At 63.2% G+C, this 22,803-nt stretch carries 19 protein-coding genes; all 19 read left to right on the forward strand.

Annotated features, from left to right (window positions below):
* The first annotated feature begins 424 nt into the window (after positions 1 to 424).
* The 19 genes from ACVIYL_RS24055 (at position 425) to ACVIYL_RS24145 (ending at position 22,789) form a co-directional block, all read left to right on the forward strand.
* Positions 425 to 1,252 (forward strand): S8 family serine peptidase, encoded by an 828-nt coding sequence (locus ACVIYL_RS24055; protein WP_456780023.1) that lies wholly within the window; start codon positions 425 to 427, stop codon positions 1,250 to 1,252.
* 286 nt (positions 1,253 to 1,538) lie between these two features.
* Entirely contained in the window at positions 1,539 to 4,085 is a 2,547-nt protein-coding gene (locus tag ACVIYL_RS24060; RefSeq protein ID WP_456780024.1) for an ATP-binding protein, read from the forward strand.
* 7 nt (positions 4,086 to 4,092) lie between these two features.
* Positions 4,093 to 4,674: a Pvc16 family protein gene (locus ACVIYL_RS24065; RefSeq protein ID WP_456780025.1), complete on the forward strand. Its 582-nt coding sequence runs from the start codon at positions 4,093 to 4,095 to the stop codon at positions 4,672 to 4,674.
* On the forward strand, positions 4,674 to 5,414 hold the full coding sequence (locus ACVIYL_RS24070) for a hypothetical protein (protein ID WP_456780026.1): 741 nt from the start codon (positions 4,674 to 4,676) through the stop codon (positions 5,412 to 5,414). Before ACVIYL_RS24065 ends, ACVIYL_RS24070 begins: the two co-directional genes overlap by 1 nt.
* Positions 5,415 to 5,429: 15 nt before the next feature.
* On the forward strand, positions 5,430 to 6,362 hold the full coding sequence (locus ACVIYL_RS24075; RefSeq protein WP_456780027.1) for a hypothetical protein: 933 nt from the start codon (positions 5,430 to 5,432) through the stop codon (positions 6,360 to 6,362).
* A gap of 33 nt (positions 6,363 to 6,395) precedes the next feature.
* The gene (locus ACVIYL_RS24080; RefSeq protein WP_456780028.1) at positions 6,396 to 7,967 is read left to right on the forward strand and encodes a phage tail sheath family protein; all 1,572 of its coding nucleotides are present in this window, start codon (positions 6,396 to 6,398) and stop codon (positions 7,965 to 7,967) included.
* A 13-nt stretch (positions 7,968 to 7,980) separates the two neighbouring features.
* Positions 7,981 to 8,415 carry a phage tail protein gene (locus tag ACVIYL_RS24085; RefSeq protein ID WP_456780029.1) on the forward strand — a complete coding sequence of 145 codons (435 nt, stop codon included), beginning with the start codon at positions 7,981 to 7,983 and terminating at the stop codon, positions 8,413 to 8,415.
* Between the two features lie 27 nt (positions 8,416 to 8,442).
* Positions 8,443 to 8,850, forward strand: a complete 408-nt coding sequence (locus ACVIYL_RS24090; protein WP_456780030.1) for a hypothetical protein — start codon at positions 8,443 to 8,445, stop codon at positions 8,848 to 8,850.
* Positions 8,826 to 9,029: a DUF6760 family protein gene (locus ACVIYL_RS24095; protein WP_456781881.1), complete on the forward strand. Its 204-nt coding sequence runs from the start codon at positions 8,826 to 8,828 to the stop codon at positions 9,027 to 9,029. Before ACVIYL_RS24090 ends, ACVIYL_RS24095 begins: the two co-directional genes overlap by 25 nt.
* A 23-nt stretch (positions 9,030 to 9,052) precedes the next feature.
* Positions 9,053 to 9,457, forward strand: coding sequence for a phage tail protein (locus ACVIYL_RS24100; RefSeq protein ID WP_456780031.1), 405 nt, complete (start codon positions 9,053 to 9,055; stop codon positions 9,455 to 9,457).
* A gap of 2 nt (positions 9,458 to 9,459) precedes the next feature.
* Positions 9,460 to 10,551, forward strand: coding sequence for a hypothetical protein (locus tag ACVIYL_RS24105; RefSeq protein ID WP_456780032.1), 1,092 nt, complete (start codon positions 9,460 to 9,462; stop codon positions 10,549 to 10,551).
* A 9-nt stretch (positions 10,552 to 10,560) separates the two neighbouring features.
* Entirely contained in the window at positions 10,561 to 11,229 is a 669-nt protein-coding gene (locus ACVIYL_RS24110) for a CIS tube protein (protein WP_456780033.1), read from the forward strand.
* Positions 11,207 to 12,313 (forward strand): phage late control D family protein, encoded by a 1,107-nt coding sequence (locus tag ACVIYL_RS24115; protein ID WP_456780034.1) that lies wholly within the window; start codon positions 11,207 to 11,209, stop codon positions 12,311 to 12,313. Before ACVIYL_RS24110 ends, ACVIYL_RS24115 begins: the two co-directional genes overlap by 23 nt.
* Positions 12,310 to 12,948, forward strand: coding sequence for a phage baseplate assembly protein V (locus ACVIYL_RS24120; RefSeq protein WP_456780035.1), 639 nt, complete (start codon positions 12,310 to 12,312; stop codon positions 12,946 to 12,948). Before ACVIYL_RS24115 ends, ACVIYL_RS24120 begins: the two co-directional genes overlap by 4 nt.
* The gene (locus ACVIYL_RS24125) at positions 12,948 to 13,244 is read left to right on the forward strand and encodes a PAAR domain-containing protein (RefSeq protein WP_456780036.1); all 297 of its coding nucleotides are present in this window, start codon (positions 12,948 to 12,950) and stop codon (positions 13,242 to 13,244) included. Before ACVIYL_RS24120 ends, ACVIYL_RS24125 begins: the two co-directional genes overlap by 1 nt.
* An 8-nt stretch (positions 13,245 to 13,252) precedes the next feature.
* Complete coding sequence (locus ACVIYL_RS24130) at positions 13,253 to 13,684, forward strand: GPW/gp25 family protein (protein WP_456780037.1); 432 nt, start codon at positions 13,253 to 13,255, stop codon at positions 13,682 to 13,684.
* Complete coding sequence (locus tag ACVIYL_RS24135; protein WP_456780038.1) at positions 13,681 to 18,738, forward strand: hypothetical protein; 5,058 nt, start codon at positions 13,681 to 13,683, stop codon at positions 18,736 to 18,738. Before ACVIYL_RS24130 ends, ACVIYL_RS24135 begins: the two co-directional genes overlap by 4 nt.
* Entirely contained in the window at positions 18,738 to 20,627 is a 1,890-nt protein-coding gene (locus ACVIYL_RS24140) for a putative baseplate assembly protein (protein ID WP_456780039.1), read from the forward strand. Before ACVIYL_RS24135 ends, ACVIYL_RS24140 begins: the two co-directional genes overlap by 1 nt.
* Positions 20,624 to 22,789 carry a phage tail protein gene (locus ACVIYL_RS24145; protein WP_456780040.1) on the forward strand — a complete coding sequence of 722 codons (2,166 nt, stop codon included), beginning with the start codon at positions 20,624 to 20,626 and terminating at the stop codon, positions 22,787 to 22,789. Before ACVIYL_RS24140 ends, ACVIYL_RS24145 begins: the two co-directional genes overlap by 4 nt.
* Positions 22,790 to 22,803 lie beyond the last annotated feature (14 nt).

The following is a 22,803-nucleotide window of genomic DNA, read 5'->3' on the forward strand; positions in this document are numbered from 1 at the left end:
TTGGTGCTCAGATCAGCTTGCCGAGTGGCTTCTGGCTTCGCAGGCAACGGCCGGCTCTTCGCTCCTGACCATCACAGAGTTTCTCGATCTCGGGCTGGCAGGCGCTGCGAACCTGTCCCTCGCTGTGTGGTGTCCCCCGATCCTTTGCCGCGTTGATCCTGAGCGGGTACGCCTTGGTGCAACAAACCAGCCACGATTTCCTCAGGCTTGCGGCTCTTTCCTTGCGAAAAACGTCGACGATATTGATCGACCCCAAATTGGTCGCATCGACCCCGATTTGTCCGGGATGGCACTCCCTCACGCCGTACTAAATCGCGCTGTGTCGCGGCCTTCCGCGTTGCTGCGGCCCTAACGGGTGCAGTCCCGGACGCGTCCGTGCTTTTTGACGCGTCCCAAGGCAAATCGAACACAAAGGGGGTATCCGATGTCCGACAATCTCAGCAATTTCATCAAGCGCGCCTTGTGGCTCGGCGGCGTTTCTATCTGTGCGGTGGCTCTGGCGCAGCAGGCATATGCTCAACAGCCCTACCTAAACGCCAACAGCACGACGACCAGCGATCTTGAGGTCGCAGCCAAGAGCTGGATGACGCCTGAATTCAACGGCGACTGGGGACTCAAGGCGATGAATGCTCAATATGCCTACGCCAATCGCATCACCGGTAGGGGTATCCTGATCGGCGTTGTCGATTCTGGCATCCTCAGCTCCCATCCGAAATTCCAGAATCCCAGGATTCACGTGCTATCGAACCAGGGCCAATATGGGGCGGATGGGTTTCGCTATGGCCCGACCGACGGCGCGTTCAAGCAGGGTGATTCCTATTCCGATACAGGCAGCTGGATCGATGGTGTGAATGACTCACACGGAACGCATGTCTCCGGAACGATCGCCGCATCGCGCGACGGCAAGGAAATGCACGGCGTGGCGTTTGACGGTGAGCTTCATGTGTCGAACACAGGCGGCACCGACGAGATGATTTACGGCCCGAACGAGGACTACAATTATTTCAAGGGGGCCTACGGCAACCTGGTCACCGCCGGCGTCAGGGTCATTAACTCAAGCTGGGGCAACCCGCCTGATGAGGACGACTACAGTACCAGGCAAGGCGTGCTCAACGCCTACATGGGCTATGTCGGGAAGAAGACTTGGCTCGATGCCGCTGCCGAGGCCGCGCAACGGCGCGTCATCATGGTCTTCACGGCTGGCAATGCCGGGTTTGACAATCCGTCGGTGCGGGCGTCGCCCGGATTTTGAATCGTTCGGCAGCCGCCGCAGGCCAAGCCGGATCGCTGTCCTTCGACAGACCACTGCTGCGATCGTCGGCAAACCATCAACTGCCGCAGGTGCGCTTCCTTGCGCTCCCGATCCTAACTGGCTCGTTTGATCCAGAAACGGTCGATAGCCGGGACACCCGTTAGATCGGGAAATGATCGGCGGGACGAAGCGGTTCAACGGCCCAATTGCCCACCGGCAAGGAGGATACAAACCGGCTGGCCTGCCCCGCATTCTGTCGGAGTTTTCATAGGCCACCGGTTTTTACATGAACGCGATCCGCGTAGCCCTCGCCCAATCGCGCAGTGACCTTCTTGCAGGATTGATTTCAGACGCGCTCACGAAGTCGCCCGAGTTTGAACTTGTTGGCGGTGACGTCTTCGACCTTTCCATGATCGGGAAGGTGTTAAGCGCGTCATTGGATCCCATCGATGTCCTGATCATCGTCGGCGATATGGGATCCGTCGTTCTTGACGACCAGCTGGCCCGGCATCCCGGAATCGTCGTCTCGTATATCGTCATCGGATCGGATTCGATTCGCTTCGACCTCAGAAGCGTCGGCGTCGATCAATTGCTGTCGACGCTCACGACGCTTGCGCGCAACCGCAAGACCGGCACGCCCCGCGAATTTGCCTTTCAGGCGGTGCCGCGGCCATCGGCCCGGCTTGAAAGCGAATTCGGTTTCGTGCCGATGCCGGCGAACAGCGAACTGATGAAGCTTGCGGTGGCCTGGATCGATGCGGTCCTGTTGCACTATCAGGAGCGCTTTCCGCCCGCTGCCGGAGACGTGGCGGGCCTGGTGCGCCACCCCGCCTCGCTGAAGCATCTGCTCGCGCCGGAACCCCGTGTCGAAGAGAGCGAGGAGGCGCGTCGAGCAGCCGAACGCCTGCTGGTCGCTCTGGTCTCGGCCGGCAACGACGATGAGCCCCTGGTGCGGCTTCATCGGCGGCTTTCCCTGTCGGCGCTTGAACTCAAGGTGCTGTTGCTCTGCCTCGCACCCGATCTCGACGCCAAGTATCAGGCAGCCTTCGGGATTCTCAACGACGATCTCAGTCGCCGCGGTCCGTCACTCGGACTCGCTTGCAAGATCCTCGGAGAGTCGAGCGTCGTGCGCGCCACGCTTACCCAGGCCGGAAAGTTGACGCGTTGGCAATTGCTCGATTGCGGCGCGCAGTTGCCGCGGGCTGACGAAGTCATGCGATTGGACTCCGCATTGGCCGGTTGGCTGCTCGGCGATGCTGGCGCGCTTCTTCACGATCCGGCGGTTCGCACGGTCCTGGAAAGCGCACCGTGGCGCGGTGCAAGACTGCTCGGCGAGGCGTTCGACCAGGGTCTTGCCGGGCAGCTTGCGGGGGCACTCGCATCCGATGCAAATCGGGGCCGATGGGTGATCCTCAGTGGCGCCGATGCCGATGGCTGGCGCGCGATTGCCGAGCTTGCCGTACAGCTTGGAGGTCCGCCGCTGCTCCGCGTTTCGCTCGCGACCTTCGCCAATCTGCCTGACAGCGAAGCGGTCGGGACCGCCGCGCGCCTCGCTCGGGCAGCGACATTGCTCGGCGCCAGCCCGGTCATCGATGTGCGCGACGGCGACTCCCGGGTCACTTGCGAGGCCGCCGTGGCGATGCTCGCATCGATGCTGAAAGACCTGTCGCAGGGTATTGCCCTGATCACCGACGATGCGCGGCGTTTCGCCAGCCTGCTCCACGACAGGGTCGTGGCGGTGCTGGAGCGCGACGCACCGCTGCCGCCGGCGATAGCGGCGACGTTCAGGACCGCGGCCCTGCAATCGGAATTGTCGCTGACGGACGAGGCTTGCATGCGGCTGGCGCATGCTTTTCCGCAGCCTCCGGGCGTCATCGAGGATGCCGTTCGGCTTGCCGCGCTGCAGGGCGCCGCGGGACTGCCCGCGCCATCCCAATACGCGCGGGTCGCGGCCGCCTGCCGGCATATATCCAGCCCCGACATGCCGCGTTTCGCCAAGCGCATCGTGCCGACCTTCGCGCTCGACGACATTGTGTTGCCCGCCGAGTGGCACGAGCAACTGCGTGAACTGGTCAACAATGTCGTCCACGCACCAAAGGTGATGAACGACTGGGGCTTTGGTGCAACCTTGCCGCAGGGAAGGGGCATCGCCGCGCTGTTTCACGGCCCGAGCGGAACCGGCAAAACCACGGCTGCGCAGGCCGTCGCGCGGGCGCTCGACACCGACGTCTATCAGGCCGACCTCTCGCTGCTCGAAAGCAAGTTCATCGGTGAGACGGCCAAGAATGTCGACATGCTCTTCAACGACGCCGAGCGCTCGCACGCGGTGCTGGTCTGTGACGAAGCGGACGCCATTCTTGGCAAGCGCAGCGAAATCAAGGATGCGCACGACCGCTATGCCAATATAGACGTTGCCTACCTGCTGCAGCGGATCGAGGCCTATTCCGGGCTCGTCATCCTGACCACCAATTTCCGCCAGAACATCGACCAGGCTTTCCAGCGCCGTTTCCGTTTCGTCGTCGAGTTTCCCAAGCCCGATGTCCAGGGACGTGAGCAGATCTGGCGCAAATGTCTTCCGGGTTCGGCCCCCGTCGGCGCCGATGTCGATTTCGGATTTCTGGCGCGTCGCGTTGAACTGACCGGCGGCAACATCCGGCAAATCGCGTTGCGCGCGGCGTTCGCCGCGGCGGCCGATCACTCGCCCGAAATCACGATGGCCCACATCCTTGGTGCGACCCGGGCCGAACTTCTCAAGATCGGAATGACGACGGCGGCGCGCGAGCTGGACGACCTGGCAGCGCTGCGCCGGCAAGGTCTCAGGCAGGTGGCGTGAGGAACCGATGCAGGGAGACGCCATCCAGCGTGTTGGAGTCGAGATCGCGAAGCGGATCGAGGGAGCGTCGGGCGTGACGGTCTACCACGGTCCGCCCGACGCCTCCGATGACGATAAGCAGGGGCCCAAGTCGCTCGTTCTGTTTCCTTTGCGCGCGATGGTCAACGCTGAATTGCGTAACGTCGAACACCGGGCTCCGCCGAAGAATGCGAACGGTCCGGACGTCATCTATGACGAGTCGTTGCCGCTCGACGTTCACTACCTGCTGTGCCCCAATCCCGCCGTCAGGCCCGGTCCCGATTGGGACGGCGTGCAGTTGCTTGGCAAGGCGCTCCAGGCACTCAACGGTCCCGCCGGACGCTTCGGTCTCCTGGTACAGGGCGAACTCGTCCACCTCTCGCTCGACTTCGTTTCAAGTGAAGAGATGGGACGTATTTGGGCGCTGTTTCCGGCGATCAACTACCGCACATCGGTCGTCTACCTCGCGACCCCGGTCTGGATCGATCCCGCCACGGAACGTGTGACCGGAACGCCGGTGGTGCATGAAAAATATCTGCCGCGTCCCGTGCCGGTTGTGGAGCGCGGCTGATGCTGACCGAACTCGAAAAAATCGCACCACCCACACGACGGGTCCTGTTTGCGGTCGAAGTGATCGACGGTGTTTCCGGCGCGACGATCTACGAGCGCATCAAGGTCGAACCACTGGACGGCAATGATGAAGTGATCAACGGGCGTCCGCTCGTCAACCGGTCAGGCAAATTTGTCTGGACTGAGCCAAATAACGCCTGGCCGGTCCGGGTCAGGGTTGGTCCGGACGACAAACCAAATCCGCTGCCCTTCGAGCGGTCGATCGTTGCCACACCGCGGCCCGACGATCCGATTCCCGCAAGCAAGCGTCTCTTCACCGTCGTGCTTCGTCCGACGGCAGCCTATCCGTTCGGTGCCGGAGTCACTGCGGTTCGCGGCTCGCTCCGGGAGGGAACGGGAAACAATGCCCGGGCGATCAAGGGCGCGCTGGTGCAATTTGCTCGCGTCGGCGGCCCGTGGAAGGGCCCCGCGCCGGGCACCAACGGTGAGCCGTCACCCGGCGACACGCTGACCGACGCGTTCGGTGAATTTGCGGTGTATCTGCGACTTGCCGCTCCCGAGTTCTCGGACGTCGATGATGGCCGACTGCCGGTGGCCCTGCGGATTACACGCAAGGACGTCCCGCCATGGGACGTGCCCGGTGAATGGAGTTCGGTCGTCGTGGGTAAACCCGCGGTGGCGAGCATTCCCGTTGGCCAACTGTTCAACCGCGACGTCACGCTCCGCTGGCCCGTGAACTGAAGAGAGAGGGGAAATGTGATGGAAAATTGCAAACCGATCGACGAGCAGAAGACGGCGGTCGACAAGCAGATCGCCGACTACGAGGCTCTACAACTGCCACCACTCAAGAAGGAGCTCGACGCCCTCGTCGACAAGAAAAACAAGGCGGTCCAGGAGTACGAGAAGCTCTACAAGGGAAGGAAAAAGCGCTGGTGTGAGCAGAACGAGAAGATCAAACTGTTGCACACCTCGCTGAAAAGCCAGTTCCCCAAATGGAATGAGCTGGTCCGTCACTGCGTCTGCCCCCGGCTCGACGGCCTCGCAGCGCTCGAGGCGGATCTCGCAAGGCGCGATGACGCGGCCAAGGGTGCCAACGAGCGAATTCGCGACGCAACCAATGTCGCGCTCGAGCAAGCCAAGACTTACCTCGACACGCTGACTGCGAACGGCGCCAAGATCGACGCGGCGCTCGGAACCGGTGAGAAAGGCATCGCCGACGTCCAGAAGCTCCTCTGCGGCGATGCACCCGCCACCGCCATCTATCCCTTCTGGTTCTCGGTCCTGCCGGCGCACGTGGCCCTCGCGCCGCTGAAGTCGGACCTCGACTTCGCCGAGAACCAATCGCCCACCAACCTCTGCGGCCCGCATGTGCCGGTCGGCGACGGCGAACGGGACCAGGATGATCCCGAGACCCTGGCCGTGCACCACGGCAAGGACAAGGATAAGCCCGCGCCGGCGCCACGACCGCTGCCCTGGCTTGTTGATCCGAATGAGTATGGCCACGAACTCGACTGCGCCTTCGAGCGCTTCAAGACAATGAAAGTCGAGGCGGCTAAGACGCAAAAGACCTATGACGGCTGGCCCGATGATCGCGCCGCCTCGGTGAAACGCATCGCCGACCGGAAGAAAGCGCTCCCCGACCTCATCGCCGAGTGCCTCCGCAAGTCGGTACCACCAAAACCCTGCTAGCCGGCAGCATTCCCGTATCCAGGAGAAATGACGATGCCAGAATATCTAGCCCCAGGCGTATTCATCGAGGAAATCGAACGCGGCCCCCGTCCGATCGAGGGGGTTCCGACCAGCACCGCGGCATTTATCGGCGAGACCGAGCGCGGGCCCACCAAGCCGCGCGCTATCACCAGCTATGGCGACTACAAGCGCTGGTTCGGCGACGTGTTCGGTAACCGTGATCGCTACATGCCTTACGCGGTCAATGGCTTTTTCGAGAACGGTGGGCTTCGGATGTTTGTCTGCCGGGTTGTGGGCCAGAACGCCACCCGGGCGAAGCTTCAACTGGGAGCGTTCGAGGTCGCTGCGGTCGGCGCGGGGTCATGGGGCAAGCGCGTCTGGGTCAGGGTAAAGGAAAGCTCAACGACGAAGAAGGTCGACGGCGCAATGGTGCCCGTGGGTTTCCGCATTCAGGTTGCCTACTGGGCGACCTTGCCGGACGGTTTTGATCCCTTCGATCCCTTCGATCAAGCCAATCGTGCCAAGTTTCCGCGGCCGACAGTTGTTGAGGACTTCGACGACCTCGTCGCCGATCCGACGTCGCCCGACTTCTACTCAAAGCGAGTAGTCGACAATTCAGCGCTTGTCACGCTCACCGGACCCGACAACGACGATACGTCCATTCCCGACCCGACCGACGGGGCAATGCTCGACGATGGCGGAGAGGATGATCCGGAAGCTCTCGGCGTCGATGATTTCAAGGGTAATCCGGTTCCTGGTCAGCGGGATGAGCCGCAGGGATTGAATGCGTTGAGCCTCGACCCCTATCGCGAAGTTGCTCTTGTCCATGCGCCGTACCATCCGAACGATCCGGACCTCATTGCGGGCGAAATTATTACCCATTGCGAGCTCAATCGCTTCCGCTTTGCCGTCATCGACTCGGCTCGCGATATCAGCGATTTCAACGCGCTTGATCCGCGAACTACTCTCGCCGACAGTTCGTACGCCGCATTCTATTATCCCTGGATCAAGATCGCTGATCCACAGAGCGGTGCTATGAAGTTCGTGCCGCCGGGCGGTTACGCCCTCGGCATCTACTCGAGGACCGATACCGAACGCGGTGTGTTCAAGGCGCCTGCCAATGAAACCGTCCGTGGCGCGGTCGATCTTCGCTTCGACATCAACGAAATCATGCAACAGACACTCAATCCCCGCGGGGTGAATGCCATTCGCCGATTCCCCGGACGTGGGATCCGCGTATGGGGCGCGCGCACGATCTCATCGAATGCGCTCTGGAAATACGTCTCCGTGAGACGACTGTTCATTTTCCTCGAACGCTCGATCTACGAAGGCACCCAGTGGGTGGTATTCGAGCCGAACGACGATCGGCTGTGGGCGCGCGTCAAGGACACGCTGCGAATCTTCCTGCGCGCGCAGTGGCGGGCCGGCGCGTTGCTCGGCAGGACCGAAGACGAGGCATTCTTCATTACCTGCGACCGCACCACGATGTCGCAGGACGACATCCTCAACGGCCGGCTGATCTGCGAAATCGGCATCGCGCCGGTCCGTCCGGCCGAGTTCGTGATCTTCCGTGTATTCCAGCAAACTGCCGAAGCCCAGCGGTGAGGAAGGATAAGCCATGGCACGCAAGGACCCCCTACGAAACTTCCGCTTTCGACTGGAGATTGGCGGCATCACGCAGGCCAATTTCAGCGAAGTCGCGATCGGCGAAACCGCAAGTGACGTCATCGACTATCGCGACGGCAACGAGCCGAACTACGTCCGCAAGCTGAGCGGACTGACCAAGTTCGGCAACGTGACGCTGAAATGGGGCATGACGGACTCGACGGAGCTCGAAAGCTGGCACGACGCCATCGTCGCCGGGCAAATCCAGGCAAATCGCAAGCAGGTGGCGATCATCGTCCAGGATGAGGCGGGGGTCGACAAGGCCCGCTTCGTCGTTACCGACGCCTGGCCGTCGAAGTACACGGTCAGCGGGCTCAACGGCAAGGGCAACGAGGTGATGATCGAGTCGATTGAACTCGTCAACGAAGGCATCGAGCGCGTCCAATAGGGGACGCAGCGAAGCGGAGAATAGACCATGAGCGTACGACCGAACGAAAGCTTTCAGACTGAAATAGAGTTCACGTTGCCAAAGGGCTTCCTCGACTCGACCGGCATCCTGCACCGGCGCGGCGTCATGCGGCTCGCGACTGCGGCCGACGAGATTCTGCCGTTGCGCGATCCGCGGGTGCAGCAGAACGAGGCCTACCTTGCCATCATCGTGCTGGCTCGGGTTATCACCCGGCTCGGCGATCTCGCTTCGGTCGACACAAGGGTGATCGAGGGCTTGTACGCATCCGACCTCAACTACCTGCAGCGCCTCTACGAACAGATCAACGGCGGCGATGACCCCGACGCGATCCGGAATCCGGAAGTCGTGGTCAGCGCTGCAGCCATGGAGCGCAACACATCGACAAAAGGATTCCAGACCGTGGGGGAAGCCTAAAGGCCTATCCCGCGCAGCAGCTGCGCGAGGAGATGGCCTTTATCGCCTACCACTTCCACTGGGGCTCGTCCGAGCTGATGGGCCTTGAGCACGCGGAGCGACGGCAGTGGTGCCGTTCGATCTCCAACATCAACCGGGACCTGGACGGCGCGCCGGCCAATCCCTTTGAGAATCTTTGAATGCAATGCGTACCGACCCGTTCATGAACTTCAAGTTTCTCGTCGAGATCGACGGCATCCAGCGCGGCGGGTTTAGCCGCGTGAAAGGTATTGCACGCGAAATCAAGGTCGATACCTATCGCGAGGGCGGGGTCAACGACTACGAGCACAAGTTCGTCAACCAGACGACTTACGGCAACCTGATCCTCGAGCGCGGTCTCGCCGACGACTACATGTGGAATTGGCACGACGCTGCCGTCGAGGGCGATATCAAGCGCCGTGCGATCACCATCGTGCTGCGGGATCCGGCGGACGCCGAGAAATGGCGGTGGCTGGTGGACGGCGCCATTCCGGTCAAGTGGTCGGGCACCGACCTTGATGCCGCAAGTTCCCAAATCCTGGTCGAAACCATCGAACTCGCCCATCGCGGCTTCCGAAGGGGGAACTGACGATGGTCGGCCGGATGATTGTCGCCAGGATCTGGACAGGCCGCAGGCCATTGGCCAATCGCCGTGCCTGGTTCGCAATGGTGCAGCTGATTGCAGGGCGCACCGGCAATCGGCCATGGCGTGCGATTCCGCTCTCGCTGTTCTGGCGCCGGAGGCGCGCACCGCTTCAATTTGTCTGCAACGGAGTGCGGCGGGAGATTTCTGTTGAGCGGATCAGGACCGACCTCGCGACCGGCCTTGTGCGGCAGCTTCCGGCCGTTGCTCCGCCGTCCGTCACCGTGCTGCGCGAGATCCGGGCGCCGTCCGGGGTTTCCGCGTCAAATTACCAACCGCCGGGTCCCAGTTTGCCGACGCCATCGCACCGGACTGAGCCGTTCCGCCCCGTATGGCGCAACCAGATTATCCACCACCGGGTGCTTGCGAAGCCGTCGATCGTGGCGCGGCCTTCTCCTTTGGCCGAGCGCCGGGCCACCCCGTTGCGGACGTTGCGCGAACGCTTGAGCGGGATACGGGAGGTCCTGATCGTTCACAAATCAGGGAAGGACTCCGCGGCGATTTCGCCATTGCCAGGCAACGGCGGAGTTACCCTGCGCTTGACGCGATCAAGGCGACGCTCGATTGCGGCCGGATCGATTCCGCTGACACCCGCGACAGTTTCCAATCTCCCGGTACCCGCTGCCGCAGAATTCAGCGAAACAAGCCAGCGGCGTGCACCGCGGCCGGCTGAGCGGCAGTTGCGCGCTTTTGGTCCGCAGTTGCGGCCCCGACAGGTCGAGAGGAGCAGCGAAGTTTCCATCGACCTTCGCCCGCGGCAAGTCTCACTGGTCTGGCGCAAGCATTCCGGCCAGGCGGGCCACCCGCTGCCCGCAACGAACGCCCATCACACGTCAGGCCCGGTTGCCGCGGCGTTGCCGGCCAACGCGATCACGCAACAGGCGGCGCGGAACATTCCGGCCGTGCCTGCCTCAGCAAACCAACCCAGGCGCGACGCGGCCGCCGCGATCGATCCGGTCTTCGCCGGCCGGCTCGCCGACGACGTGATGCGCCGGATCGATCAGCGCCTGCGCATCGAGCGCGAACGACGCGGACTTTAGGAGCGGATGATGGCTTTGGAGAAGGCAACCATCGACATCCTTTCGGGCTCGCTTGCGGGGAAGCAGCTGCGAGTCCTGTTCAATCCTTCCGAGTACACGATCGAGCGATCCAACGCCTACAAGTCGACATCCGTCCCCGGTCTCAGCGGCCCGCTGATCCACTTCATCAACGGTGAAGCGGATGTCCTTTCGATGGAGCTATTCCTCGACGACTATACCGACAAGCCGGCGGACGGAAGCAGCGTAAGGGAGCGTCTCGACAAGCTGGCGGGCCTGCTCGAGATCGACAACGACCAGCATGCGCCACCGATCGTCCGCTTCGTCTGGGGCAAGCTGAGCTTTAAGGCGATCATCGAGAAATTGTCCCGCAAGCTTGCGATGTTTCAGCCCGACGGCCAGCCGGTGCGCGCGACAGTGAGCATGAGTTTCAAGGAATACAAGACGCTCGGCGAACTCGTCACGAAGCCGCGTCTTCAGTCAGCCGACAAGAGCAAGCGCCGCGTCATCGTCGGGCGCGACAGCCTCTGGCTGCTGGCGTCGCGCGAATACAGCGACGTCACCAGCTGGCGGGTGATTGCAGGGGCCAACGATCTCGATGACCCGCGCGACGTCGTTTCCGGACAATGGGTAAAGGTTCCGCCACTGGAGCAGAGAGATGGAATTCGCCGAAGCATCTGACCGCAATGGCGCATTCTACGTTCCGGCCTTCGTGGTGAAGGTCGGAGGGCAGGTGCTGACGCAGGACCTCGCCATCGGCGTCAGCCAGGTCGAGGTCGATCTGACGCTGGGCGGCGCCGGGCGCTTCAGTTTCACCGTGGTCGAAACCTATGACCTCGAGCGGCGGGCGTTCCTGAGCGGCTACGGCAAGTCCGTGCTCGAGCTCCTCAAATTCGGCGCCGCGGTGGAGATCGCACTGGGCTATGGCGACCACGGCAAGCTCACGCCGATGATCAGGGGGGTCGTCACGGAGATTTCGACGAGCTTTGCCGAGAACGGCACGCCCGAACTCAACGTTGCCGGCTACGACAATATGTTCTCGATGACGCTCGGCAAGCGCTCGCAGAGCTGGGCCAAGGTGAGCGACAGCGACGTCGTGAACCTGCTGGCGCGTGAGCACAACCTCAGCACCAGGGTCGAGCCGACCAAGGAACAGCACGCCCAGATCGAGCAGAACCAGGAAAGCGACGTGGAGTTCATCAAGAAGCTCGCCGCCCGCAATCACTACGAGTTCTTCATCGACCCGCCGACAGGATTGTTGAGCTTCGCGCCGCCGAAGGACCGGCAGGCCGGTGTCGTTTCGCTGCGCTGGGGCGAGAGTCTGCTGAGCTTCAAGCCGGAGGCGAACCTCGCAGCACAGGTCTCCTCGGTCGAAGTCTATGGCTGGGACCCGCAGAGCAAGAAGGCGATCGTCGGCAAGGCGGTCGCCGGCGAGGAATCGGGTAGCGAGGGAACCCGTACGAGCGGTGGCGCAGCGCTGCAGACGGCGATCGGCAAGGGGGCGGTGCTGCAACTGCGCCAGCCGGTGTTCACCGAAGCCGAAGCGCGGCGCCGTGCCGAGGCGGTGCTCAACGATCACGCCAAGCGGTTTCTGACCGGCGAGGCCGAAAGCATCGGCCTGCCGGACCTCTTGCCCGATCGCAACGTCGCCATTGGCAATCTCGGCGTCCCCTTTTCGAAAACCTATTACATCCAGCAGACCATCCACAAGATCGACAGCAACGGCTACCGGACGCGGTTCAAGGTCAAGGAGACCTCGCTATGAACATGATCGAGCCGTTTCCGCAGGAGACCACGCTTGAAGCCGGCGGTTCCGCCAAAGGCGTCGCGGTGGCGATCGTTCGACAGAACAAGGATGACAGCGGGCAGGCGCGGGTCAGAGTCAGTTATCCCTGGCACAGTCGTCCCCGCGACAGCTACTGGGCGCGTGTTGCCCTGCCGATGGGTGGCCGGGACCGCGGAACGTACTTCCTTCCCGAAGTTGACGACGAGGTACTCGTCGCGTTCGAGCGTGGCGACGTGCGTTTTCCTTACGTAGTCGGCTCACTCTGGAACGGCGTCGACAAGTCGCCGACAAACAATGCCGACGGCAAGAACGACATTCGCATGGTCAAGAGTCGCAAAGGCCACAAGCTGACCTTCGACGATGGCAGCAAGGGTCTGGTGCGGCTTGAACTCAACGACGGCAAGAAGCTCGAGTTGGACGACGACGGCATCAAGCTCGACGACGGAAAGGGCAACAAGCTGGTCATCAAGACCAGCAGCGGATCGATCAGCATCGAATCCGCCGCCAGCCTCTCGCTGAAAGCACCAAAGATCGAGATCGCGGCCACCGGTGAGATGAAGCTCACCGCCGGTGCGCTGCTTACCGTCCAGGGCTCAATCGTGAAGATCAACTGATGGGACAGCCGGCAGCACGTTCAGGTGATCTTACCTCGCATGGGACCGGCCTTGCGCCCGGGCCCGGCTGTCCGACCGTGCTGATCGGCGGCATGCCCGCGTGGCGCGCCGGAACGGACATGCATCTCTGCCCGCTGTCCAACGGCCCGCAGCCGCATGTCGGCGGCATGGTCTCCATGGGCAGCGCGACAGTGCTGATCGGCGGCGCGCCGGCGGCGCGCGTCGGTGACGTCGTGGTCGAGGCGGGCGGTCCGAATCCGATCGCCCAGGGTCTGCCGACGGTCTTGATCGGATGAGGGGCGTGATGAACGAGCAAAAGGACTGGATGGGACGGGGCTGGAATACCCCGATCGCGATCGATCCCAGGACCGGGACACTGCAGCTCGTTGCCTACGAGGACGACATCAAACAGGCGATCGAGATCATCCTGAGGACGCAACGCGGCGAACGGGTGATGCGGCCCGATTTCGGCTGCGGCATCCACGAACTTGTCTACGACGTGATGGACGTTGCGATGCTCACCAGGGTCGAGACCGAGGTGCGCGAGTCGTTGATCAAATACGAGGCGAGGATCGATCCGATCCGCGTCGTCGCGAAGCCACCCTACGCCCTCGAGGGCCTGCTGCTGGTCGAGCTCGAATACCGGGTGCGGCAGACCAACCAGATCGGCAACTATGTCTTTCCCTTCTACTTCCGCGAAGGTGGCGCGAGCCAGGCGGAGGTGCGTCGTCAATGACCCTCCCGCCGCTGCCCAGCTACGACAAGCGCCGCCGCCTCAATTTCGAGAAGGAGCTGCTCGACCGTGCGCGCCTTTGGTTGCCCGAGTGGAGCGCGCTGAAGGAGGCCGGCGACCCCGGCGCAGCCGTGCTCAAGATTGCGGCGAAACTGGAGTCGCAGGTCACGCAACGGCTCGATCGTCTGGCGGAAAAGAGCTTCCGCGGCTTTCTGCATTGGCTGAATGTCCGCGGAACACCGGGCCGCGCCGCGCGTATTCCGCTGGCGTTCCGCATGGCCGCCAGGTCCGAAGCCGTGCTGGCCGAGCCGCCGATCCAGGTGCAAGCCGATGCCGGCGGGGAGCCGGTGATCTTCGAGACCGAGCAGCAGTTGCGCATCGTTCCGGGTTCGCTGGCGGCGGTGTTGGCCGCCGACCCCGCTTCGGATCGCTTCTTCGGGCCGTTCGAGGGGCTGTCGCCCTGGGAGGCGCCCAAGCCGAGACCGAACGAGTGGCGGCTTGCCGCCGCCGCGGCCGGTGGATCGCCGGAAATCCAGCTCGATCCGCCGACCGGATTGGAAGCCGGCGACTGGATCAAGGACGAGGCGCAAAACCGCTATCGCGTGGTCGGGGCCAAGGATGGGTTGGTGACCATCGAACCTGGGCTCGGGATCACCGAAACATCTTCCGCGCCGCCGGATGCTCCCGCCGGTATCGTGTTCGAACGGCTGACAGCTTTCGATCCATTTGGAACGAACGAGCGGGACCAGCAGCAGCATGCTTTCTATTTTGGGTCTGAAACCGGGCTCGACATCAAGACCGCGGCCTTTATCGAGATCACCGGCGGACCGACGAAGCAGACCTGCCAATGGTCCTATTGGGGGAAAGAAGACAAGGGGGATAAAGTCGATTGGGTCAAACTGGATCAGGAGAAGGTCGCCGGACGAATATTGCTGTGGAAGCCGGCAGGCTCGATCGAGCCGCGTGAGATCGGCGGCAAGCCGTCCCGCTGGCTCCGCGCCAAGCCCCAGCCTCCCGAAAGACCCCAGCCTCCCAAACCCAATCAGCCGATGCAGGAGCGGGTGCGCAGCCTCCACCTGCAGCTGAACTGCGAGCTCTCCGACACACTCAAGAGCAAGCTCGAAAAATCCGGCGAGGCGGAGCCGATCGAACTAGAAGGCATCGCCAACACTTCGCCGCTGGTGTTCGCAACGGCTTTCTACCCGCTCGGCCGCGAACCGCGCCTGTTCGATTCATTCTACCTCGGTTGCAAGGAAGCGTTCTCGAAGGCGAAGGCGACGGTCACCATTCACATCGAGGCCGGAGAAAGCTTTTCCGCTCCGATCATCTCAGTCACGCTTCTCGACACCAAGAGCCTCGTGGCTGGCATCGGCGGCGACGGCCGTCTGCGAATCATCACGATCGATGACGTCGCAACCGCCGTCGCCGCCGGCGTTCCAGATTTCGTTGCGCCGACATTGCCGCGGGACACCAAGGGTCAGCCCATCAGCCTGACCATCGGCCTTCGACCGGGCGCGGCGGCTATTGGCACCACGGCGTATGTCAGCGCCGCCGCGGCGAACGAAGTCTGGCTCTGGAATTCGGCTGCTCCGCGCGGCACCGATCCCTGGAAGCTGCTGGGTACGCCGGATCCGCAAGCAAACGTCACCGACACCGTTCTCGCGCTTTCCGAGATCGGCAATTCGGTGATCGCATATGCCGTGGCCGGCGGCACCATCTACAAGCGCGACGCGCCTAATGACGCGGCATGGTCCAAGGTAGCTCCGCCTCCGCCTGACGGCGCCAAAATCGCGCGACTGGCTGCCTTCATTGACCCCGCGGAAAAAAATGGCTCTCAAAAAGCGAGCCTCGGTCTCGTTGCGGTCACCACCGATGGCGCGTTGCTGCGATTTCGCGTCCCCGATGGCGCATCCCCGAGCTGGAACATTCTGTACCCGGAAAAGATCGACACGACCGTGTATCCGATGGCGCTGGTTCGCGGTGGCCCCGAGATGGTGTTCGCTGCGCGTGCCAAAAAGGTCAAGGAAGGGACCAAAGACGAACACGTTGAGCAGTGGGCGGTTGCGGTCGATGCAGACGGTACGGGGCGCCTGCGCGAAGCCAAGTGCCAGCTTGTGGGTCGCAGCTTCGGTGCGGTCCGTGCGGTTCCGGGTCTCGCGGAAGATCCGGCGGTCATCTTCTTCGGCAAGAAGGGTAACAACGTTTGTCCGATGATCTGGAAGGGTCTCGAAGGGACGGTCCCGATCGAAGGATCGCGCAGCGCCGACAACACCGGCCAATACGGAGCACCGGTCCAACATCTCGGGAAGTATGTCGTGCCGGAGGCGGGCGGATCGCTTGCGCTCGCGCAATTGTTCCCCGAGCGTGAAATTCCCGGCACAAGGGTGATGGTGGGGCTGCTTGTGAATGCGCGAGGGGAATGGGGAGGACAGGACAACCTGTTGATCGACCTGACGCCGAACGCCCCTCAGCGGCGAAAAATGGTCGGGGCAAAGGCGTTCGATGTCGGCGCGCGGCACACGTTCTTCCTGGTTGATGAAAGCGTAGCGCAACCAAATGCCACCGATATTGCGGTCTACCGTGCCCTGACCGAGGAACGGGAAGCAACCTGGAATAGCGCAGAGCAGCCAGGTGAGCCAGGTCAGCTGACGCTTCATCCGGATGAAAATGTCGCTGCCAAAGACGGCTTCCTGTTTGTGTTCTGGGGGACGGGTCAGCCAACACAGCGCGTCGTTCAAATCGCGACGTACGACGAGGCCACGAAGATCGCGACGCTCACCACGAATCTGCCCGCAAGCACAAATAAGCACGTCAGCTATCGCAACGTGATGCCGCTGCAATCAGAGGATCACGAAAAAATCTTCAGTGCGACGCCGCACTCGGCATTGACGTTTCCGGAAGCGCAGGACTTCCCACTCGATCAGACGACGACTGCATTGATCGATAACAAGCCGTACAAAATAGAGTATGCGATCGACGGGATGACAACTGTGATTTTGTCGGACGTTGTCGATTCCGGCACGCCGGAAGTAGTAACGGTCGACCTGGTCAGCAAATCCGCGAGCCAGACTACCTACGCTCCGCCACGGCCGCGCAGCCCGGAACTCTCGTGGGAGTATTGGAACGGGCAGAGCTGGTGGAAGATCGTGGTGACGACGGATACGACCGGTTACCTGGTGTCGTCCGGAGACATCATCTTCGACGTTCCCGACGATCTGAAACCCAGCGACGTGGTCGGCCGCAACAATTACTGGATTCGCGCGCGTCTGATTGGCGGCGACTATGGCCAGGAGGCCGTAACGCTGAGCCCGGCGATAGTCGGCGAGCCGCAAACCGTCACGCGCGATGCCAGCGGCATTCGGGCGCCATATCTGACTTCGATCAGGGCAAGCTATGAACTCTGCACGAAGTTGTTGCCGGACGCGGTGCTGACCCAGGACAGCGGCGGATATCTTGATCAGACCGCCGCCAACGCAAGTCCGAACGCAGAGGTGCAGATCTTTACGCCGCTCAAGAACGCCCTGCCGCGCGGGAGCGTGCGTATCGCCACGAGCACGGGAGCGGCATCCGCCGATTGTGGCTGCGACGACCATGCCGGCACCGGTGCCGGCCCCGCCGACGCCGACGCCGAAACCGACCGCGCTATCTATCTCGGCTTCGACGCGCCGCTCCAGGGTGACTCGCTCGCGCTCCTTTTCCTCGTCAACGATGCTACCGACGATGGTGCCTTTCCGCTGGCGGTCGAGGCGTTCGCCGACGGGATCTTCGCGCCCATCGCCGTAAAAGACGGGACGCGGGGGTTGAGTGAGAGCGGTGTGCTGACGCTGTCGTTGCCGAAGCCGCTGCTGGAGGCGAGCTATTTCGGCAGGTCGCTGCACTGGCTGCGGCTGAAGCCGAGGGCTGGCTTCGAAGCAACGCGATGGCGGCCGCAGATTCGCGCCGTTTATCTCAATGCGGCCTTCGCGCGCGCCGCCGAAACGCAGAAGCTGGAGATTCTCGGCTCGTCGGACGGCTCGCCCGGTCTGAAAGTGTCTGTCGCCCGCCCGCCCGTGATCAATGGCTCTCTTGAACTCAGGATACGGGAGCCGCTCGGCGAGGAGGATATCGTTGAGCTAAACAAGTCGGATCCGGACAGGGTCAAGACCAAGGTGGGGCCATGGCAGGGCGCCTGGGTTCGCTGGACGGAAGATATCCTCGCCGCTGCCGACGGGACCGCGCGCGTCTTCGATCTCGATGCGTCGACTGGCGAAATCGTTTTTGGTGACGGCAGGCATGGCCGCATTCCGCCGATCGGCCGCGACAATATCGTTGCAGTCACGTATCAGCGCCTCGGCGGAGCTGCGGCGAACCGGGTTACGGCCTGGGGCCAACTCAACCTGATCACGCCGATCAGCGGCGTCGAGGCGACCATTGCGCCGGAGGGCGCCGCGGGCGGCTCGAGCCCGCAAGGCGCGGAGGCGGCGCTGCGGTTTGCGCCGGCTAACCTGCGGATGCGCGATCGCGCCCTGACCCTCGGCGATATCGAGCAGCTGGCGCTGCAATCGTCGCCGGACATTGCCCAGGTCAAGGCGCTGCGAACCGCCACCGGCGTGCGGGTCGTGCAGATCATGCGCGGCAGCGCGCCCGTGCCGACGAACGCAGCGCGGCGCGAACTGGCGGCTTACCTCCGCGAGCGAACGCCACCGGAATTCTCCGTGCCTGGCGCGCTCATCGTCGACAAGCCGGTGATCGTCGAGGGCCGGATCTCCCTTCGGCTCATCGTCAGCGATCTCGCGTTGGGCGGTTCGGTGACGGCCGAGGCAATCAAGCGGGTGCTGAGCCTGCTCGACCCTGCAATCGGCGGGTTGGATAGCTCCGGCTGGCCTCTGGGGATGATCCCGGATGAAGCGGACATCGCCGCGCGTCTTTCGGGCATCGAGAACCTCGTCGACGTCGAGAAGATCGAGATCACACTCGCGGCCGGCAATAGACGCGTCTTGCGTCCCACCGAGCTGTTTGCCGTCGGCGCTGACGGTGTCTCGGTGATCACCGAGGTCGACCAAGGAGGCGCCGGCTGATGGACCTCCGACTCAATCTCGACGATATCGATTTTGAACGGCTGCTCGAGGACGGCCGATCGTCGATTCCGGGTCTCGCGCCGGATTGGACGGATCACAACGTTCATGATCCCGGCATCATGCTGATCGAGCTTCTGGCCTTCGAGGCAGAAGCGCAGATCTATGCTCTGTCGCGACTGCGGCGCGACGAGCGGGTAGCTTACGCGAAAATGCTCGGCATCTCGCTGCGCAGGCCCGCTTCGGCGACGGCCCTGATCTGGCCGGCCGAGCGCGAACCGCAACCGCCGGGTGCAGGTCGTTTCGACGATAAAACGATCGATGCCGGAGCGCGGATGGTCCCCGACTACCCGGATGCGCCCGCTTTCGTCACTGATATGGCCCAATTCATCACCGGCGCACGGCTCGTCAAGGTCACGACTCATTTCGCCGATGGCCGGGTGGCCGACCAGACGCGGATCAATCGCAATAACGGCGCAACGTTCCTGCCGTTTGGCCCCGCTCCGAGCGAAGGCGACAGCCTGGTGCTCGGCTTCATCGGCAGGCTGAACGTTCCGACCAACGAAGAAGCGGTGCTGGTGCTTGGCGTCGAGACGCAGAGGAAGTCGAGCGCCAAAGCCGAGCCTGGTCCATCCCGTTTGCGGGTGGCGTTGCGAGACGACAACGGCGAACAGGTGTTGGACATCATCCGCGATACGACCGGAGGGATGTTGACGAGCGGCGTGCTCATGTTGGCGATGCCGCGCCAGCAGCAGAGGGGCAAGGGTTTCGAGATCGTCCTTCGTGCCGCTGCGGGCGGTTTGGTGCGGCCGCCCAGGCTGCGCCGGATAGCCGCCAATGTCATATCGGCGCTCCAGCGCGTCGCGCAGATTGAGGAAGCCGCCGGCATCGGCACCGGGCTTCCGGATCAGGTCTATTCGCTGCGCGAAGGTGGCTGGATCGATACTCCGTTCTTCAGCGTGACGACGCCTGGATCCGGCGGCGAGCCTGGCTGGACGCGAGTGGCCGATTTCGAGAACAGCTCTCCCACGGACCAGCACTTTACGTTTGATCCGGCAGCGGGATTGATTCAGTTCGGCAACGGGGTCAACGGCAGGGTACTGCCGGCATACGCAACCCTTGCCGTCGACTACTTCACATGCGCCGGAGCCGCCGGCAACCTGCCGGCAGGCGTCGGTTGGACCCTTAGATTCAAGGACCTTGCCGGCAGGTGCGGCGAGAATGGAGAGCCATGCAGCGGGGGCCGTGACGCCGATACGCTCGACCAGCTGCAAGTCCAGGCGATCGAGCATCGCGTCAGAAGGCAACCTTACGTCACGGCCGAGGATCTCGCACAGGCGGCCATAATGCTTGCCGGACTTGGGGTCGCTCGCGCGATCGAACTTCCACCCGACAGACGGGAGCCACGCGGCACACGTGTCTTGCTCGTCGTGGGGGCGCGCGATGCCGAAGGCGGAGCAGCGCCCGAATCCGCTGCGTGGCTTGAGACCATCCGCATGCGGCTTGCGCCGCGCGTGCCGCTCGGTCAACGCCTCTGTGTCATCGCGCCCCGCTACGTCGACGTCCGCATCACGGCGCGGCTGGCGGTCGCTCGTACCGCCAACGTGGCAGCGGTCAGGGCCACAGCCGAGGACCTGTTGGCGGAGAACCTTGCGGCGACCAATCCACAAATTCCCGACCGGGCCTGGGCGTTTGGTCGCGACGTCACCGCGCTTGCGGTCAAGGCCTGGTTACGCCGACTGCCCGGCGTGACCAGAGTGGGTGAGGTCGCCCTGTCCCGATCGGGAAGGGCCGGGACGGACAAGATTTCGCTCGCGCCGCAAGAGCTGCCCCGTCTCGTCCTGACCCCAGGCGACCTGACCTTCGACCAGCCAGGGAGATCTTCGGCATGAGCGCGCAGAAGGTCTATCGTTTCTCGAGGCGTGAGCACTGGAAGCTGTGCTTGGGGCGCGGCTTCCTCGCCGGTGGCGATGGGCTGGTCCCGCTGCGGCCGCTCGGGCCCCACGCGTTTCCGTCCGGGACAACGGTGGCGCTTTCGACCGTCGCGGTCGACCCCTATGACAATCCGCTCTGGCGGTTCGCGGCGTCTCCTGCGTGTGCGCAGGCCGGCGCGCTCGGATGGAAAGACGAATTGGGCGTCACGCATGGCCCCAGCTGGATCGACCATATTATCGAAGCAAGCCCGCGCATCGTGCTCGACCGTCATTGGTTGTGGGCCTTCGAGGCACGAACGCTGCGGCGCTATGATCGCGAAAGCTTCCAGAGCGATCTTACGGTCGATCTGCACGAACTTCGAGCTCCGGACCAGCCTGCTTGCATCGCTATTGTCGATATCGCGACCGACGGGCGGGAGGGAGTTTGGCTCCTCGCCGCCACCGCCGACGGACATGCGCTCCTGCATTTCGATTGTCAGGACTGTGTCGCTGACAGCCCTGCGGTGCCGGATATTTGTGTCGCACCGGATCAGATCGGCACGCTCGAACGCGGGGCGACGATTGTCCTGCTCTCGAAGCAAGCAAAGACACTGTCGTTCGTCGAAACCGGCGACGGTACGGTCAGGCGCCATCTGCCGGTCGAACAGATCGTGCCGGGATGGACCGCGCTCCGTCTGGCGACAGACGGCCATGAGCGGGTCGGCCTTGGCGGCGTTGACGGCGACGGCAAATGGCAATTCATCATGCTCGACAGCTCGGGCGAATTGCTGCACCCGCCGTTTACGGATCTGTTCAGCCACGAGGTCGAATCTGATATCGACTTCGCCCTCGGCCGCGCGACGGTGTGGTTTGCAACGGACAGCGGGCTATGGCGCCTGGGCGACGGGGCCGAAGAAGCAGCGGCAACGACCGCATGGCTGATCACGCCGATGCTGACGTCTCCCGCAGGTGGCGAGCGGCGGGGCTGGTCGCGCGCCGAGTTGACGATGGATCTGCCCAGGGGCGCAGCCCTTGAGGTGAGCTACGCCAGCACTGATGATCCAAACCTGGCGCGCGCGGTGGACGCTGTCTCTGAGGACACCGACCTCACGGTTGCCCGTCGACAGGAGCTGATCTGGCAACTCCTGGGCGGCGACGAAGATGACGCCAGGAAACGCAGCTTCACGGTGCTGGGTCCGGCCGGTTCAGAGGGCGCGATCGCCGTTCCGCTGTTCGGGACCCAGGATCAATGGCTCTGGCTGCGGTTGCGGCTCGACGTTCCGGCTTCGGCCCCGCCGCCACGGCTGACGGCATTGCGCGTGCTCTACCCCGAGATTTCGCTGATGGAGCGCCTGCCGGCCATGTTCAATGGTCCCAAGCACGATCCGGCCGGTGTGTTGCGCCGGCTTGTTGGCGTGCTGGAGGCGACGACCCAGAACATCGACGCGGCCATTGATGGCATCGGTCGACAGCTCGATGCTGGCCACGCCCCCGAGTGCTGGCTCGACTATCTCGGCCGTTGGTTCGATCTGCCCTGGCATGATGCCCTGCCTGCTGACAGCAAACGCCGTCTGCTTCGAAGCGCCAGCGAACTGATCGCTCAGCGCGGCACCCGCGCGGGCCTGATTGTGCTGCTGAAATGCCTTGTTGGCGACAATGCGATCGTTGGCGTTGTGGACGTAACGGTCGAGTATCAGGCGCTGCGGCTTGGCGGCCGGAATCAAAAGGGTGCCGCCATCCCGGCCCTGCTTGCGGGCCGTAGCGTCGCGCAATCGGTGCTTGGGCGTGGAGCGAAACTTGGATCGATCCGTCTCTCCTGTCAGCCGGTTGATTGCAGCCCGCTCGGGGCGATCGTTCCGACGATCAGGATTTCGCTGACCGCGCCGGCCGGCGTGACGCGGGTTCTCGCGCCGCTACTGCCGGCCATCCTCGAACGGTTCGTGCCGCTTGGTGTGAGGATTGCAGTCGCCTGGCACGTGCGACCGGCGGCGATGTTCGAGACGGACGGCGATATCCTGGTGCTCGACGGCGAGCATCCGGGTCAGCTCGGCGAAAATAGCGTCATCGGGCAGGTCGTCCTTGGCGGATATCGCGGACGGATCACGAATTCGGGTTTTGAAACAGATTTGCGGCTGCACTAGTCGATAAGGAGACG

This window comes from Bradyrhizobium sp. USDA 3315 (genome assembly GCF_054056795.1).